Origin of the sequence: Actinoallomurus vinaceus (assembly GCF_039542055.1) — a bacterium.
In the GTDB taxonomy this organism is placed as follows: Bacteria; Actinomycetota; Actinomycetes; order Streptosporangiales; family Streptosporangiaceae; genus Actinoallomurus; species Actinoallomurus vinaceus.
Genome location: NZ_BAABHK010000001.1, coordinates 740,872 through 756,429, shown reverse-complemented (window position 1 = coordinate 756,429; position 15,558 = coordinate 740,872). Strand labels below are relative to the sequence as shown.

The window sequence follows — 15,558 nt, the reverse complement described above, 5'->3', positions numbered from 1 at the left end:
TCTGTCGCTCACTCGATGCGGTCCCCGCCGGTGAAGGCATCTCGGAGGCGCATGCAGACCTCCTCGACCTCGTACTCGTCCGGAAACTCGCCGGCGCGGAACATCGCGGTTTGCAACTCCGGCCCACCTGCGTTGAAGCGCGTCATGTCGGCCTTGATGATCGGCTGGACGACGAAGTGGATATGGCCGGGCACCCCGCCCGCGTGCGACCACAGGCAGACGTAGACCTGCTCCGGCCGAACCACCTCGGTGACGGCCGCCGCCGTCCGGCGTAGCAAGGGACCGAGCGCCGCGCTCTCGGCCTCGTCCAGGTCGGCCACGTGCACGACATGGCGGAGTGGCTTGACCACGACGGTGCCCACGCCGAGTGGCCCGACACAGTGCTCCACCACCCAGCCCGAGCTCTCGCGGATGCGCCCGCCCGGCAACGGTCGCGCCCCGGAGATCAGGTCACACGAGAGGCACGAATCCGTTGAGACGGTCACCGCTCCCCCGGCCGCTTCCGCCGAGGATTGTCGGTGCTCGACCAACGAAAACCCTCGGCGATCACCGATCGAGCAACGTCTCGACGACCGCGACTTCCACGCACTGGCCGCCTTCCTCATTGCTCCGCGTGCTCCTGCGCCACTGGACCGGCGGCAGTCCTTCCACGTTCACGTGCCCTCCAGAGCGGAACGGATGAGCTCCTCGGACGCCGCGGCAGGCAATGCCGCCGCCCTGGCCAGGTCGAAGCGGGCTTTGAGCCTCCCGACGTGCCGATGTTCTTTCGTCATACCACTTGGAATCTCCACTGTCTCCGCGTAGACCACGTCCGGCCCATTGTCGAATCCCATGATCGTGAAAGGCATCGAGAGGTATACCGGTGCGTCCTCCGGAAGGACCTGAATGGTGATGTTCGGCTCCTTCATCGCGTCGAGGAGGCGTTGGAGCTGGGCGCGCATCACCGCGGGGCCACCGATCTTGCGGCGGATGGCGTATTCCGCCAGCAGGAGCACGATCCACGGAGGCTCGTCGCGGCGGAGGATCTGCTGGCGTTCCATACGCGTGGCGACAATGGCTCCGCCAAGGTGGCCAGGCTGGCGGTCGAGCGGCGGCTGCAGGACTGGGCGCTCCCGGAGCTGCTGGACGATGTCCGCCTCGTCACGACGGAGCTCGTGTCGAACGCCGCCCGGCTCGGCGCCGTCTTCGAGCTCACGATCAGCCGGCCGGGCGAGCGGACCGTACTGGTCGAGGTGCGGGATTACGGCGACGGCGAGCCGGTGCTGCGCGACGCGGACCCGGACGAGGAGGGCGGCCGCGGGCTGTTCATCGTGCAGGCGTTCGCCACGGATTGGGGCTGGCGGGCGAAGAGCGACGGCAAGACGATCTGGGCCCGCTGCGGCGGATGACGAGCCCCGGGCGATCGGGTCTTCCCCCGAAGCCGGTCGTCCGGCGAGGGCCACGGCGAGCGCGGAATGAGGGACCGGGCTCGCCGTGGCCCGCCCGATGCCGATCGGCCACTACCGGCAGCTCGAATACAAGTCACCGAGCCTGCGGCACAGCCGCCCGGAGTGTCGTTGAGAGGAACTCAATGCTGGTCGTGACCAGCGGGCGATGGTCAACCCCCGCAAAAACGTGATCGGCGCCATCGACAGAGATGAACCGGGCGTACGCGCCTGCGCGGTCGAAGGCATCGGCGAGCATCCTGCTCTGTTCGAACGGAACGAGCCGATCTTCGACACCGTGCATGATGAGAATCGGCGCTGCTCCGGCGGACACATGCGTAACCGGACTCGCGAGGGCGGCGCGTTCGGGAACCGTCTGGACTGGCGCACCGAGCAACCGGGATTCAGGTGAGTCGGGAGCATCGTGATCTTCGGTGGCGAGCGGATGCGACTGAGCCTGCATCCCCGCCAAATGGGCGGGGCCATACCAATCGACGCAGGCCTGGATGGCGCTGCTCACGCCCACCAGACCGACGTCGCCGTCGAGATCCGCGCGGTGCCCGGTAACCGCAAGCAGCGCAGCGAGGTGCCCACCGGCGGAGTCGCCCCCCAGATGCGCGACCACGGCATCCCGGTAAGTCATCCGGTCGCCGCGCATCTCGACCGGCGGCGGACCGTCGAACCGCAGATGCCTGGCGCCGAGGGCTTCCGTGTCTTCGGGCATCATCTCTCCGATCACCGATGGCGGGCAGCAGTCGTTCGATCCGGTTATAACGAGATGGGCCGGCATGAGCCATTCTTTGAGGTCCCCGGGCCCCGAAACGGGCGCCGCCCTACGGACATGAGGTAGCGAGCGAGGGATGGTCCGGATCCGTTCCGCCCGTTGCGGTGGGCGGAACGGATCCAGGTTTCACTCGGTCCGCAGGCCCTCCGGGTCCATCAGGCGCCGTAGGGCCGGGAGGCTGAGCGCGGTCACCAGGAGCACCACGCCGCCGGCGACACCGCAGATGCCGGCGACGACGCCCCAGTTGACGCTGACGGGCTCGTTGACGATCTGCAGTAGCAGCGCACCCAGACCGGCCCCGGCCGGAATGGCCAGCATCAGGCCGAGCAGCATCGGCACGGCCGTCTGCCACAGCATCGACCAGTTCAGGACGGAGCGCGGAGTGCCGAAGGCGACCAGCATCGCCAGGAGCCGGCGTCGTTGCCGCATCTGCTCCAGGCTGGTCACCAGCAGGCTCGCCCCGATCACCAGCAGGGCGGCGACCACGCCGATGAACAGGCCGCGGCGAATCGCGTTGAACCGGCCGTCGGTCCGGGTACTGCTCAGCACCGTGACGTCGGCCATCGGGTCGATGGTCGCGACGGCATTGCGCATGTGCTCCAGAGCGTCCCTGTTCCCACCATCGACCCGGACGAGCGTTGTGATGCGTGTCCTCTGCAGGATCCGGCGGTCGAGGGCGGAGAACGTGGCGAAGATGCCCGTCTGGGTCGTGCCGCGCGGATCCGCTCGCTGCCCGGTCGGGTGCGCCGACGCGGGGATCCGCCAGGATGGACCCGGGGTCGCGCCGACGCCCTCGTCCGGGCCGATCCGGACGGTGGTGCCAGGACGCGGGGTGTCCGGCTCCTGCGGAGCGGTGAAGAACACGTCGCCGTCGGCGCATCGGTCGATCCGGAGCAGTTCCCGGAGGGCGGGACAGTCGGCCACGGTCAGCGGGAAGTCCGACGCATCGTCCTTCGCACCCCCGGGGGCCATGGCGGCGGTCGCCTCGGCGATGACCCCGCGTACGCCGGGTGCGGAGCCCAACCGCGCCGCGACCTCGGCGGCCCGCGTGCCGTCGATCGTCTTGCCGAAGGACACCTGGGCCTGTGCGCGCGATGGGTCCTGGCCGGTCCGCTTCACAGAGTCGTCGCTCGCCGCAGCGAAGATCGTCTGGAGTGCGATCGCACCCGCGACGGCGACCACGATGCCGCTGACGGCACGTACGGATGTCCCACTGTCCAGCTGAAGCCGGCGCACCGCGAGCTGCCAGGACGGCCGTCCGCCGCCGAGGCGTCCGACCACGGCCTCGACGACCCACGGCAGCAGCGTCGCGACGCCGATGAGCAGCAACGCCACACCACCGGCGACCTGGTACTGGTTGAAATCTCCCCCTCTGTCGAGGAGCGGATAGAGCAGGGCCAGGCCGCTGACCGGTACGGCCACGCGCCACCAGAGCCGGCGCCGGGCACGGGCCGCACGGCGGACCACGCCGAGCGGCTCGATCATGACCTTCCGGAGGGAGAACAGGGCGATGGAGACGGCCGAGGCGGGTACGGCCAGCGCGATCAGCGCCGCCGGCGCCGGGGCCGGCCGGACGTCGGCGGTGAAGAAACCGACCCCGAATATCGCAATCCGCTCAACGAACACCCGTACGACCAGGAACACCAGCGCGCCGACCACCAGCCCGAACACGGCCGCGACCATCGCCTCGGCCGCGGCGAAGCGCCGAGCCATTCGCTGGTCGGCGCCGATCAGGCGCAGCGCGGCCAGCCGACGGTCGCGGGATTCGCCGCCGAAGCGCATGGCCGTGCCGATGAACACCGCGATCGGCAGCAGCAGGACGACGAAGGCGATGACGACAAGCAGCAGCAATACCGGTCCGAGGCCTTCGCTCGGGGAGTGGTAGCCGAAGGCCGTGACCCGCGCGACGTGGCCGGGTTGTTCGGTGAGCCGGTCGCTGCCGAGGTAGAACGCGTACTCCCGCGCGCCCTCAAGGCCCCGAGGGCCGATGGTACCGGCGATGCGGTAGTTCAGCCGGGCCCGCAACAGCGCGCCTTCGCGCGAGGACAGCAGGTCGGCCAGTGCCGGTGACACCACCATCTCGCCCGGCCGTGGAAACGCCGTCACGCCCGGCGGAAGCGGCGCGCGGGGCCCCTCGGGCCGGAGCACCCGGCCTCTGATGTCCTTGTCGCGGAACTCCGTGTCCGCCATGCCGACGAGAAGCGAGCGGTCCGAACGGGGCGACTGCACGCCCATCCTGTTGGCGCGCGCTGAGGTCCGCTCGTGACGTTCCTGAAGCATCGTCGGCATCGAGGCCGCGACGAGGAGCATCGCCACGCCGAGCCCGACGCCGACCGCGATCATCGCGATTCTGACCCATCCGGAGCGCCCGCCGGCGAACGCCAGCCGGGCACCGATCGCGAGGTCACGGGCCCACCGGGCGTACGGGCCGCTTGCCGCCGACCGTGAACCGACCGGCGGTACGCCCCGGGTCGGCCCGCTCACGCCGACTCCTGCGTCCGGCCTTCCCCGGTCCGGCCCGCTCATGTCAGCTCCGCGTCGGCCGTCCGGGCCGCTCACGCCATCTCCGCCTCCACCGTCCGGGCCGCTCACACCGGCTCCCGGGTCCGGCCGTCGCGCACCACGACCTCGCGGTCCGAGTAGGCGGCGACCCTCGCGTCGTGGGTCACCAGCAGCACGGCGGTGGCGGTCCGCCGGGCGACCGTGGTGAGCAGGCCCATCACCTTCTCGCCGTTCCACGAGTCCAGCGCGCCGGTCGGCTCGTCCGCGAACACCACACTGGGGCCGGTCACCAGCGCGCGGGCCACCGCGACCCGCTGGCCCTGACCGCCTGAGATCTCCCCGGGCCGCTTCGCGGCGACGTCGGCCACCTCCAGATGCTCCAGCCACTCGGCGGCCCGCGCCTCGGCCGCCCGCTGCCGGGCGCCGCCGAGCCGCAGCGCCAGCGCGACGTTCTCCAGGCATGACAGCTCGGGTACGAGCTGCCCGAACTGGAAGATGAACCCGAACTCGGTGCGGCGCAGCGCGCTGCGGTGCGCGTCGGACATGGTGGTCAGGTCGTCGTCGCGGTAGACGACGCGCCCGGAGTCCGCCCGCAGGATGCCGGCCAGGCAGTGCATCAGCGTCGACTTCCCGGACCCGGACGGGCCCATCACGGCCACCACCTCGCCGGCGCGGACGTGCAGCGAGGCACCGTCCAGCGCCTTGCTCGGGCCGAACGCCTTGTGCAGGTCGACGCCGTACAGCAGCGGCGGCGCATCGGAAAGGTGGCCGGTCGCCGGCGCCTCGGAGGGGATCGCGTGGCTCATCGGCGCACATCCAGGGCCAGCTCGTCGAGCCGCGCGGCGGTCATCTCCAGCCAGCGCAGGTCCGCTTCGAGGTGGAAGAGGGCGTGGTCGCAGATGAGTTTGTCGGCGAGGTCCCCCTCCATCTTGCGGCGGGTGAGCTCGCGCATCAGGCGCAGGTGCTCCGCCCGCTGGGCGTCGAGGAGCTCGGTGGCGGCGCGGCCGGTCAGCAGGGCGAGGACCACCTTCGTGTACAGGGTGCTCTGAAGATACGGCTCGGGTTTCTCCGGCCGCCCGAGCCAGTGTTCGACGTCGGTGACGCCGGCGTCGGTGATGGCGTAGCACTTGCGCTCCGGCCCGCCGCCGGGCTCGACGCTCTCCACTTCGACGAGGCCGTTCTTCAGCAGCCGGGCCAGGGTGGAGTACACCTGCCCGTAGTGCACGGGACGGTCGCGCCCGAACCGCTCGTCGTAGGCGCGCTTGAGGTCATAGCCGTACCGCGGGCCCGACTCCAGAAGGCCGAGCAAGGTCTGTGCGACTGACATGGCTCCACTATAAACATCGTCTATAGTCGCGGTGTATAGATAACCGCATCAAGGTCACGAACGAAGAGGGGATCCCAGCCGAGGCCGAGATCGACCGGGCGAGCCCCGGATCAGGACAGGTGGGGCATGACCTCGGCGGCGAGGCGCTCCAGCTGCTCGGCGTGGTCGAACAGCGGGGTGAAGAGGATCATCTCGGCGCCCGCCTCGGCGACGTCGCGCAGGCCGCTGACGCACGCGTCCGGCGGGCCGAAGACCGCGACGGGGGTCAGTTCGTCCCCTCCGGAGCGGCCGTACAGGCGGTTCAGGGCGTCGGTGACGCGCTTGCGGGCGCGCTCGGCGTCGTCGTCGACGGCCACGTAGACGCGTTTGGCGATGCGGAAGTCCTGACGGCCCGCCTCCGCGAGGGCCTCGCGTACGACGCGGACCTGCTCGGCGAAGCGCTCGGTCGTCTGGGAGCCCGCTCCGAAGAAGCCGTCGCCGTACCGGACCGCGCGGCGCAGCGCGTTCGGGTGGTTGCCGCCGAACCAGAGCGGCGGGTGCGGCTTCTGGGCGGGTTTCGGCTCCATGGCGGCGCCGTCGACCTGCCAGAACCGCCCGTCGAAGGTGATCCTCTCGTCGGTCCAGAAGGCCTTCATCAGCCGGATGCCCTCGGTGAAGCGGGCGACGTAGCCGTCCGGGTCGATGCCGAACGCCGCGAAGTCCCTCCCCCGCCCACCCGTGCCGACGCCGATCTCCAGGCGGCCCCGGCTCAGCTGGTCGAGCGTGCTGAGGCTCTTGGCCAGGTGCAGCGGGTTGTGGAGGGTACTGACGAACACCGCGCAGCCCAGCCGGAGGCGTTCGGTGCAGGCGGCCGCGTAGGTCATCGTCTCGATCGGGCTGAAGTGCGGCATCGTGCCGAGGACCTGTTCCTGGGTCCACGCGCTGTCAAAGCCGGCCCGCTCCGCCCGCGTCAGGTAGTCCCGGAACGCGCCGGGGTCGAACTCGCCGTCGCCGAAGAACTGCGGAATGGAGATCGCGAAACGCACCCTCCGACACTACTCCGGCCGAGCCGGCCATCCCTGTACGGCGTCGGGCGCCTCGCCGATATCTTCCCCAGACCTGCCCGGGCTCTCGGCGGGGAAGAGGATCGGGCTGAGGAGGTGGCGGGTGCGGTCCGACGCGGGCCCGTTCCGCATGCGGGAGACGATCACGTCGCGCAGCTCACCGATCATCTCGGCGCGCTCCTCCGGGCTGAGCCAGATGGCGTGCTGCCGGTAGCCGACGAGGTCGGCGGCCGGGTCGGCGTCGTCGCGGTCGAGGTAGGCGTTGAACTCGGCCAGCAGGGCGGCCATGGCCACGGCGAACACGCGGCGGTGGTCCTCCCGTGACGTGGACGCGGCCGTCTCGGCGTCGATGACCGCTCGCTCCCGGCGCAGCCGGTAGCGGCGTTCGACGGCGCCGCGTACTCGCTGCTCGCCGTCGACCTCGAGGAGGCCTCCCTCGGCCAGTAGCGCGACATGCCGGTAGACGGTGGCCTTCGAGACGTCGGGCAGCAGCTCGCACAGCTGAGCGGTGGTGAGCGCCCGCCCGCCGGACATCGCGTGCACGACGCGGAGGCGCACCGGGTGGAGGAGCAGGTCCACGGTGTCCATGGCCTTACGATCTCACATCTGATACCGTTCGCAAAGTTGAGAAAGCTGAGTCGAGGAGTGGTCATGAACCGCGCGACACCGGAGACCCGGCCCCAGCCCCCGCTGGGCCGCCTGTACGACGTCGGAGGGCGGCGGCTGATGCTGCACCGCTCCGGCTCCGGCGGACCGGCCGTGGTCTTCCTGCCGGGGGCCGGTCTCGTCGGCCTGGACTACGTCAACACGCACGACCGCGTCGCCGAGCTGACCACGAGCGTGCTCTACGACCGGGCGGGCACCGGCTGGAGCGATCCGGTCGGCCTGCCCCGTACGGCCGCCGCGGTCACCGACGAACTCCGCGCCCTGCTGCCCGCCGCCGGGATCCCCGCCCCGTACGTGCTGGTCGGCCACTCCCTCGGCGGCGCCTACGCGCGCCACTACGCGCAGCGGTTCCCCGGCGAGGTGGCCGGGCTGCTCCTGCTGGACCCGACGCATGAGGACTTCCTCGTCCGCGCGCCGAAGCAGGTGCCGGAGATGCTGGAGAAGATGAAGAGCCAGGACCTGCCGGAGCCGACCGAGGAGCAGATCCAACTCTCCCGGGAGGCACTCGCCCGGCACTTCGCGGCCTGGCCCGACTCCGTACGGGACGCGCTGATCGAGCACCACCTCACCGCGTGGCGGACCGCGTGGAACGAGGACAAGAACCTCTACACCGACGTCGCCGACGAGCTCCGAGGCGCACCGGCCCTGCCCGACGTCCCCCTGATCGTGCTCACCGCCATGGGCCACGACCCGACGCAGGCCCACCTGTGGCCCGGGGACCTCCTCCGCGAGATCAACGAGATGAAGCGCACCATCCACGCGGAACTGGCCGCCTCGGTTCCCCGCGGCGAGCATCGCGTCCTCGACGACGCCGGGCACGGCTGGATGCACGAGGAGCGCGCCGATGCCGTGCTCGGCGCCATCACCGACCTCCTCCGCGCCGCGCAGACCTGACCGTCCCGGGCCCGACGAAGGGCGCCCGGAGCCCGGCGGGCCGACCGTCCCGGGCACGACGCGAGACGGCCGGACCCTGACGGGCCGACCGTCCGGGGACGGCGGGGCCCGCCGGGCCGCGATGGTCGTTCGACGGAACCGGCCGCCGTGTCAGGCGTCGCGCCGGTGCAGGACCCATGCGCCGGCCAGCAGCGCGGCCACCGCCCACGCGGCGGTCACGGCCAGACCGCCTGCCGGGCCGTACGGATCGGCGTCACCTCGCATGAAGTGCTGCCCCGCGATGCTCGGCAGGGCGTCGGCGACCTTCTCCCCCGCGCCGCCGGCGACGCCGAGCAGGGTCGGCACCACCATGAGGACCAGGAAGACGCCGGTCAGGGTGCCGACCGCGCTGCGGAGCACCGCGCCGACGCCCAGTGTGAACACCCCGACGACGGCGATGTACGCGCCGACGCTCAGCGCGTCGGCGACCACGCCGGTCACCGGGAACGTCCCCCACCTCCCCAGCATCGGGCGGGCCGCCCCGGCGCCCAGCAGCCCGAGGGCCGTCCCGATCGCGAACATCACGGGTGCCAGCACGATCACCTTGGCCAGCAGCATCCGGTGTCGTACCGGGGTCCAGAGCAGCGTCGAACGGATCAGGCCGGTGGAGTACTCCGACGTGATCATCAGCATCGCGGGGGCGATGACCACGACCTGGACCAGGCTCATCGCCGAGATCGCCAGCTCACCGGCGGAGGCCACGCCCGGGTGCGGGCGGCCGGCGTGCGTGTTGTCGTAGACGTGCGAGACGGCGAGCTGCGCGCAGACCAGCGCCGTCACCATCGCCGCGCTCAGCAGGCACCACCAGGTGGAGCGGACCGACCACAGCTTCGTCCACTCCGCCGCGATCGCCCCGTGGAGCCCGCCCTCCCGGATACGGGGAGCCCGGTGGGCCGTCGTCGTGACCGTCATCGCTCAGACCCGCCCTTCCAGCGCCGCCGCCGTCCCGTACTCGACGCTGTCGGCGGTCAGCTCCATGTACGCCTGCTCGAGTGACGCCGTCCGCTCCTCCAGCCCGTGCAGCGGCACCGCCAGCCGGTGGGCGAGGTCGCCCACCCGCTCCACGGAGCCGTCCCGGACGGCGAGTTCGTGGCCGGAGATCCGCTCCACCGTCGACCGGTCCGCGGCGAGCGCGTCGGCCAGTGCGCGCAGCCGTTCCATGTCGGGGCTGCGGACGACGACCCGGCTGCGCGAGCTGCCGCCGAGCATGTCGGCGATCGGCGCGTCGGCCAGCAGCCGGCCCTTTCCGATCACGATCAGCTGGTCGGCGGTCAGCTGCATCTCGCTCATCAGGTGGCTGGAGACCAGGACCGTGCGGCCCTCGCCCGCCAGCGACCGCGCCAGCTCCCGTACCCACCGGACCCCGTCGGGGTCCAGGCCGTTCACCGGCTCGTCGAACAGGAGGACCTCCGGGTCGCCGAGCAGCGCGCCCGCGATCCCGAGCCGCTGGCTCATGCCCAGCGAGAACGTCCCCACCCGTCTGCGCGCCACCGACGCGAGGCCGACGGCGTCGAGGACCTCGCCCACCCGCCGGGCCGGGATGCCGTTGCTGCGCGCCATGGCCAGCAGGTGCGCGCGGGCGCTCCGCGCGGGGTGCACCGCCTTGGCGTCGAGCAGCGCGCCGACCCTCCGCAGCGGGTTCCGCAGCGTGGCGTACGGCCGCCCGCAGATGAGGGCCTCGCCCGCGCTCGGCCGGTCCAGCCCGAGGATCATCCGCATGGTGGTGGACTTGCCCGCGCCGTTGGGTCCCAGGAACCCGGTGACCCGGCCCGGCAGGACGTCCAGCGACAAGTCCCGCACCGCCGTCGTCTCCCCGTACCGCTTGGTCAGCCCACGAAGGGTGATCATCGCCTCTCCCCGGTCGCTATCCGTGGGTGCGAACCTAGGGTCCGGCGGACCGGTGCCACATCGCACGATCGGCACCACGGGCCCCTGACTTTCGTCAGGTCGGCCCGGTCGCCCGTCGGTCGGCGGCGCGCCCTGGGCCTCCCCCGAGGCTGCCCAGGGCGCGGTTCGGGAACGGACGGTTCAGGGACGGGCGCCGAGGGAGTTCACCCAGCCCATCGCCTCGTACGTCATGGTCAGGGAGGGAGCCTTGCGGTCCCCGGACTCCTGAGCGAGGAGTCGCCCCGTGTTCGGGTCGACGATCAGACGGATCTCCCCGTCGCTCTTGGCCTGCCGGACGGCATCGCCGCCGCTGCCCAGCGCCAGGACCGCGCCCCTGCGGCCCATCGGGTCGGTGGCCGTGCCGAGATAGCGGATGCCCGGCTGCTTGGCGAGCAGCCGGTACAGCGCGGCTTTCGCGCCCGGCGTCAGCGGCCCGGCCAGCAGGTCCTGCGCCTCGCCGAAGACGTACTGGGAGAAGTCGTCGCCCATCGGCTCGCCGTCGTGCTGTTGCGCCAGCTGATTCTCGTGCTTGAACCAGGTGCGCATCACCCTCTCGAGGGCCGCCGGGTCGGACGGCAGCTTCGCCAGCGCCTCGATCGTCTTGTCCCGCTGGGTGAGAGATAGCTTGAGATCCGCGAAGTTGTAGTTGTTGACCTGCGGCTTCGCGGTCATGTCCAGATCCCAGTGCCGCTTCTCCCGGAGGCTCATCCTCTTCCACTTGGCCTCGTCGGCCGGTGTAGGAAAGGAGATCTTGGGGTCGATGCCGACGATCGTACGGTCGTGGCGGTTGCGGCCGTACCAGCTGTCCTGCGTCTTGCTCACGGACGCGCTGAGGGGTGGGGAGGCCAGTCCACGCCAGAGTTTCGCCTTGCCGATCCTCTTGGCGATCGCCTTCTGCTCCTCGGGCGTCGGAGGACTGATCCGGCCGGTCTCGCGTTCGCGGGTGTACCAGTAGGCCCCGCTGGTGGCGGGCGCCTTGGCGGCGCTGTCGGCACTGGCCAGGAGCACGGCGCGCGCGTCCATGATCCGTACGGTCCCCGATGGGGCCGGTCGGCTCCCTCCGGCGCCTCGCGAGCCGTCGGTGGCGACGATGACGCCCGCCGCAGTGGCGGCGACCGCGCCGGCGGCGAGACCGGCCACCAGCACGCGCGGCATCCGGCGCCGCGCGGTCGGTACGGAAACGACGCGGTCGGATCCGCTGCCGTCCCATGCCTTGGCGAGATCCTCCTCGCGGCGGCGGGCGTGCGCCTCGGCGACCATGGTGTCCAGGCCCCTGGGCTTGAGCGTACGGAACATGTCTTCGGCGTTGTCGTTCATCTGAGCTCCAGAGTTCATCGAGCGGCCTTGTCGGCGGCGCGGGAGGCGGCGTGGCGGCGGGTACGGGACGCGGGGGCGCTGTCGATCGCCTTGGCGAGGCGACGCCGGGCACGGTGCAGGCGGACGAAGAACGCCGCCGTCGAGCAGCCGACGACCTTGGCAGCCTCGCGGGGGGCCAGGCCGTGCCACATAACGAGCGAGAGCACGTCGAGGTCGGCCTCGGACATCCCGGCGACGGCCGCCAGGGCTCTGTCCCGCTCGACGACGTGGTCCGCGACGTCCCACGCCACGAGGTCCTCGTCAGTGGTCATCGCGGCGACCCGATCGGCCAGCGCGCGTCTTCGGAAGCCGCTGTCCCGCTGCTTGAGCAGCAGGTTGCGGGCCACGCCGATGAGCCAGGGCAGCGCCGGCTCGCGGATGTGGTCCAGGCGGCGCCACGCGACCACGAACGTCTCGCTGACGATGTCCTCCGCCAGGTGCGGCTCGGTACGAGTGGTCACGTAGCCGAGCACGCGCCGGTAGTTCTCGTCGTAGAGCTCGGTGAAGCGTTTCCGGGAATCCTCGGAGTCGTCCATGGAATCCCTGCCCTTCGGTGAGTCGGTGACCTTTCACCAGTACTTCCGACGGTCCGTCCGGCGTTTACCGCTCGGTCCGAAGAAGATCAGATCAGGAGGTAGGCCCGCCTGTTACCTGTGACGTAATCGACCCGGCTCCCTCTCCGCTGAGACGCTTCACGACGTCAGGGAACGTGAGATTCACGAGAGGGAGCGAACCGATGTTCTTCGAGACCACTGACGGGACCCGCCTGGCGTACGAGGACTACGGTCAGGGCCGACCCATCGTCTTCGTCGCCAGCTGCATGCTCAGCACCGACATGTGGGAGTACCAGATCCCCTTCTTCGCCGAGCGGGGGTACCGGTGCATCGCGCTGGACCGGCGTGGCCACGGGCGTTCGGACCGCCCCTCTGGCGGATACGACCTGGACACCACCGCCGACGACCTGGCCGCGCTGATAGAGCACCTCGACCTGCGGGACGTCATCCTCGTCGGTCACTCGCTGGGTGGCGCCGAGGTGGCCCGCTACCTCGCCCGCCACGGCGAGGAGCGCGTCGACCGCGCGGTGTTCATCTCCGCGATGATGCCCTTCCTGAAGCTGACCGACGACAATCCGGCCGGCATTCCGGAGGCCCTTTTCGACGCCATGGACGCCAAGATCCGCGCCGACCGGCCGAAGTGGCTCTCCGACCAGGCACAGGTCTTCTTCGCGACCCACCTCGGCCCGGCGGTGTCCCCGGCCCTCATCGACTGGATGATCCGGGCGTGCGAGGCCACCTCACCGTGGGCGGTGCTGAGGTTCCAGCACGCGCTGTTCCACGCCGACCACCGCGCGGGACTGCGCGAGATCACCATCCCCACCCTGGTCGTCCACGGCGCCGCCGACTTCTCCGCACCGGTGGACGTGACCGGCCGCCGCAGCGCCGAGCTCATCCCGGGCACCGTGTACAAGGAGTACCCCACCGCCGGACACGGCATCTTCGCCAGCCACCACGACGAGCTCAACGCCGACCTGCTCGACTTCATCAAGGGCTGACGTGCCCGCCGAGACGACCCGGGCGGTCACGGAATCGTCCGGGTCAGCGGAAGTCGGTGGCGTGGTCGGTCGCCCACTGGGCGAACGTGCGGCCGGGGCGGCCGGTGACCTCCTCGACGGTGGGCGAGACCCAGGCGTTGCCGTCGAGGTACCGGCCCATCTCCAGGAACCACTCGATGACCTGCTCGGGGTACCGGTCCTTCCAGTGTTCGCGGGCCTCCTCGGGGGTCAGCTCGATGAAGCGGACCTCCCGGCCGATGGCGTCGCCGATCATCCGCACGGCGTCGCGGCGTCGTACCGGCTCCGGTCCGGTCGGGACGTAGGTCTTCCCCGCGTGGCCCTCGTCGAGCAGGGCGGCCATGGCGACGGCGGCGATGTCGGCCTCGTGGACCATCGCGCTGGTCCAGTCGCCGAACGGCGCCCGGACGACGCTCTCCGTCCGGATCGACGCGACCCACTCCCGGGTGTTGGCCATGAACTCACCGGGGAAGATGTGCGTCCACTCCAGGCCGGAGTTCTCGATGGCCTTGTGCAGGGCGCGATGGTCCGACTCGATGGGATCGTCGTCGTCGCGGCCGGGGTCGTTGTGGCCGAGGTGCACCACACGCCGTACGCCGGCCTCCTCGGCCAGGTCGAGGATCCGTCGTCCGGTGGTCAGCGACTCGCCGATGGCGACGAGGTGCATCCGGTCGATCCCGCGCAGGGCGGGGACGAGGGTCTCGGGCCGGCCGAAGTCGCCCGCGACCACCTCGGCCCGCGCGGGCAGGGCGGCCGCCGCCCGGGAGCCGGGGTCCCGGGTCACGGCCCGTACCTCGTGACCCGCGGCCACGAGTTGACGGACGAGGCTGCTCCCGACGGTGCCGGTCGCTCCGGTGACCAGTATCGGCATGGCGTCTCCCCCTGGAATGCGCGACGGAATGCGGGCATGGCGAACAGACCCTTTTCGGGGCCGGTTTCGCGGTGCTCTCATCCTCACCGGCGGATTCGGGCGGGGCAAACGCGAACATGCTGTTCACATTCGGCGCTGACCTGCGGGAACGCGACGACGCCGGAAGACGGAAAAGAGAATTTCCGCGGCGCTTCCGCCCTGCTCAGCCGGGTATTACCCGGCGATTTCGGCGGCGAGTTCGAGATTCCCCATGCCGGCGGCGGTACGGAGGGCGGCGACGGCCGTACGGATGGCGGGGCGGCGGGCCGCCTCGGCGCGCCAGATGCCGTACACGTGACGGGTCAGCGCGGGGCGTACGGCGACGATGCGGACGCCCGGCGGCACGTCGCAGCGCCCGAGGCGCGGCAGGACGGCGCAGCCCAGACCGGCGGCGACGAGGGCGAGCTGGGTCGCGTACTCGTCGGCGGTGTGGTTGATCCTCGGCTCGAGGCCGGCGGAGCGGAGGGTGTGCTCGAGCCAGTCGCGGCAGATCGCGCCAGCCGACTGGGCGATCCACGCCCCGCCGCGCACGTCGTCCAGGTCGATGACGTCGCGGCCGGCGAGCGGGTGGTCGGCGGGCAGTGCCACGTCCGCGACGTCGTCGAGCAACGGCGCCTTGACCAGCCCGTCCGGGATCGCGAGTGGCACGTTGAACCAGTCCTGCACGATGCCGAGGTCGATCTCGCCGCGCGCGATGAGGGGCACGGCCGAGTGCGGCTCCTGTTCGCGGAGGGAGACGGTCAGGCGGGGGTGCTCCTTGGCGAGGAGGGCCAGCGCGGGCGGCATCAGGCCGCGCGCGGCGGTGGGGAACGCCGCGACCGAGAGCTCCCCGACGACGGCCCCGCGGTGGGCCTCCAGGTCGGTCTCGGCCGCCTCGACCATGGCGAGGATGCGCTCGGCGTGCGCGGCGAGGAGGGCGGCGGCGTCGGTGAGGCGGACGCCGCGACCGTTGCGCTCCAGGAGCTTCTGCCCGGTCTCCCGCTCCAGCTTGGCGACCTGCTGGGAGACGGCGGACGTCGTGACGTGCAGCACCTCGGCGGCGGCGCTGACGGAACCGTACATGGCCACCGCGTTGAGGGCGCGCAGCCGCTCCAGATCCAACATGTAGCCATGCTACACGGAGACCTTAAGAAAGATTCGCTTGTCCTAAAACGTC

The 15,558-nt window shown here is 71.2% G+C and carries 18 protein-coding genes; 3 read left to right on the top strand and 15 right to left on the bottom strand.

The features are described 5' to 3' along the window. Positions 1-8: 8 nt before the first annotated feature. From ABEA24_RS03320 to ABEA24_RS03315, 3 genes are all read right to left on the bottom strand, one after another. Entirely contained in the window at positions 9-485 is a 477-nt protein-coding gene (locus ABEA24_RS03320; protein ID WP_345429104.1) for an HIT family protein, read from the bottom strand. A gap of 61 nt (positions 486-546) precedes the next feature. Then, entirely contained in the window at positions 547-651 is a 105-nt protein-coding gene (locus ABEA24_RS53390) for a DUF397 domain-containing protein (protein WP_425551146.1), read from the bottom strand. A gap of 2 nt (positions 652-653) precedes the next feature. Beyond that, on the bottom strand, positions 654-1,055 hold the full coding sequence (locus tag ABEA24_RS03315; RefSeq protein ID WP_345429611.1) for a DUF5753 domain-containing protein: 402 nt from the start codon (positions 1,053-1,055) through the stop codon (positions 654-656). A gap of 12 nt (positions 1,056-1,067) precedes the next feature. Here ABEA24_RS03315 and ABEA24_RS03310 point away from each other — a divergent pair, with 12 nt between their 5' ends. Then, complete coding sequence (locus tag ABEA24_RS03310) at positions 1,068-1,388, top strand: ATP-binding protein (protein ID WP_345429610.1); 321 nt, start codon at positions 1,068-1,070, stop codon at positions 1,386-1,388. A 133-nt stretch (positions 1,389-1,521) separates the two neighbouring features. Here ABEA24_RS03310 and ABEA24_RS03305 read toward each other — a convergent pair whose 3' ends face one another. From ABEA24_RS03305 to ABEA24_RS03280, 6 genes are all read right to left on the bottom strand, one after another. After that, positions 1,522-2,214, bottom strand: a complete 693-nt coding sequence (locus ABEA24_RS03305; RefSeq protein ID WP_345429103.1) for a prolyl oligopeptidase family serine peptidase — start codon at positions 2,212-2,214, stop codon at positions 1,522-1,524. A gap of 120 nt (positions 2,215-2,334) precedes the next feature. Continuing rightward, positions 2,335-4,692, bottom strand: a complete 2,358-nt coding sequence (locus tag ABEA24_RS03300; protein ID WP_345429102.1) for an FtsX-like permease family protein — start codon at positions 4,690-4,692, stop codon at positions 2,335-2,337. Positions 4,693-4,796: 104 nt separating this feature from the next. Continuing rightward, positions 4,797-5,516: an ABC transporter ATP-binding protein gene (locus ABEA24_RS03295; RefSeq protein WP_345429101.1), complete on the bottom strand. Its 720-nt coding sequence runs from the start codon at positions 5,514-5,516 to the stop codon at positions 4,797-4,799. Next, the gene (locus ABEA24_RS03290) at positions 5,513-6,037 is read right to left on the bottom strand and encodes a PadR family transcriptional regulator (RefSeq protein ID WP_345429100.1); all 525 of its coding nucleotides are present in this window, start codon (positions 6,035-6,037) and stop codon (positions 5,513-5,515) included. The genes ABEA24_RS03295 and ABEA24_RS03290 overlap by 4 nt, the downstream gene beginning before the upstream one ends. Positions 6,038-6,147: 110 nt before the next feature. Continuing rightward, entirely contained in the window at positions 6,148-7,062 is a 915-nt protein-coding gene (locus tag ABEA24_RS03285) for an LLM class flavin-dependent oxidoreductase (protein WP_345429099.1), read from the bottom strand. Positions 7,063-7,071: 9 nt separating this feature from the next. Next, entirely contained in the window at positions 7,072-7,668 is a 597-nt protein-coding gene (locus ABEA24_RS03280; protein WP_345429098.1) for a helix-turn-helix domain-containing protein, read from the bottom strand. A 63-nt stretch (positions 7,669-7,731) separates the two neighbouring features. On the opposite strand from ABEA24_RS03280, the gene ABEA24_RS03275 reads away from it, so the two are divergent. After that, on the top strand, positions 7,732-8,640 hold the full coding sequence (locus ABEA24_RS03275) for an alpha/beta fold hydrolase (protein ID WP_345429097.1): 909 nt from the start codon (positions 7,732-7,734) through the stop codon (positions 8,638-8,640). A gap of 150 nt (positions 8,641-8,790) precedes the next feature. Here the strand turns inward: ABEA24_RS03275 and ABEA24_RS03270 are convergent, their stop codons facing one another. The 4 genes from ABEA24_RS03270 to ABEA24_RS03255 all read right to left on the bottom strand — a co-directional run bounded on the left by ABEA24_RS03270 (position 8,791) and on the right by ABEA24_RS03255 (position 12,458). Continuing rightward, positions 8,791-9,591 carry an ABC transporter permease gene (locus ABEA24_RS03270; RefSeq protein ID WP_345429096.1) on the bottom strand — a complete coding sequence of 267 codons (801 nt, stop codon included), beginning with the start codon at positions 9,589-9,591 and terminating at the stop codon, positions 8,791-8,793. A gap of 3 nt (positions 9,592-9,594) precedes the next feature. Beyond that, positions 9,595-10,527 carry an ATP-binding cassette domain-containing protein gene (locus ABEA24_RS03265; protein ID WP_345429095.1) on the bottom strand — a complete coding sequence of 311 codons (933 nt, stop codon included), beginning with the start codon at positions 10,525-10,527 and terminating at the stop codon, positions 9,595-9,597. Positions 10,528-10,707: 180 nt separating this feature from the next. Beyond that, on the bottom strand, positions 10,708-11,883 hold the full coding sequence (locus tag ABEA24_RS03260; RefSeq protein ID WP_345429094.1) for a CU044_5270 family protein: 1,176 nt from the start codon (positions 11,881-11,883) through the stop codon (positions 10,708-10,710). A 14-nt stretch (positions 11,884-11,897) separates the two neighbouring features. Then, a complete protein-coding gene (locus ABEA24_RS03255; protein ID WP_345429093.1) occupies positions 11,898-12,458 on the bottom strand; it encodes an RNA polymerase sigma factor in 561 nt (186 codons plus the stop codon). A 200-nt stretch (positions 12,459-12,658) separates the two neighbouring features. Between ABEA24_RS03255 and ABEA24_RS03250 the strand changes: the two genes are divergently transcribed. Then, entirely contained in the window at positions 12,659-13,474 is an 816-nt protein-coding gene (locus ABEA24_RS03250; protein WP_345429092.1) for an alpha/beta fold hydrolase, read from the top strand. 43 nt (positions 13,475-13,517) lie between these two features. On the opposite strand, the gene ABEA24_RS03245 is transcribed toward ABEA24_RS03250, so the two are convergent. After that, complete coding sequence (locus ABEA24_RS03245; RefSeq protein WP_345429091.1) at positions 13,518-14,363, bottom strand: NmrA family NAD(P)-binding protein; 846 nt, start codon at positions 14,361-14,363, stop codon at positions 13,518-13,520. A gap of 213 nt (positions 14,364-14,576) precedes the next feature. Continuing rightward, on the bottom strand, positions 14,577-15,506 hold the full coding sequence (locus ABEA24_RS03240) for a LysR family transcriptional regulator (RefSeq protein WP_345429090.1): 930 nt from the start codon (positions 15,504-15,506) through the stop codon (positions 14,577-14,579). Between the last annotated feature and the right edge of the window lie 52 nt (positions 15,507-15,558).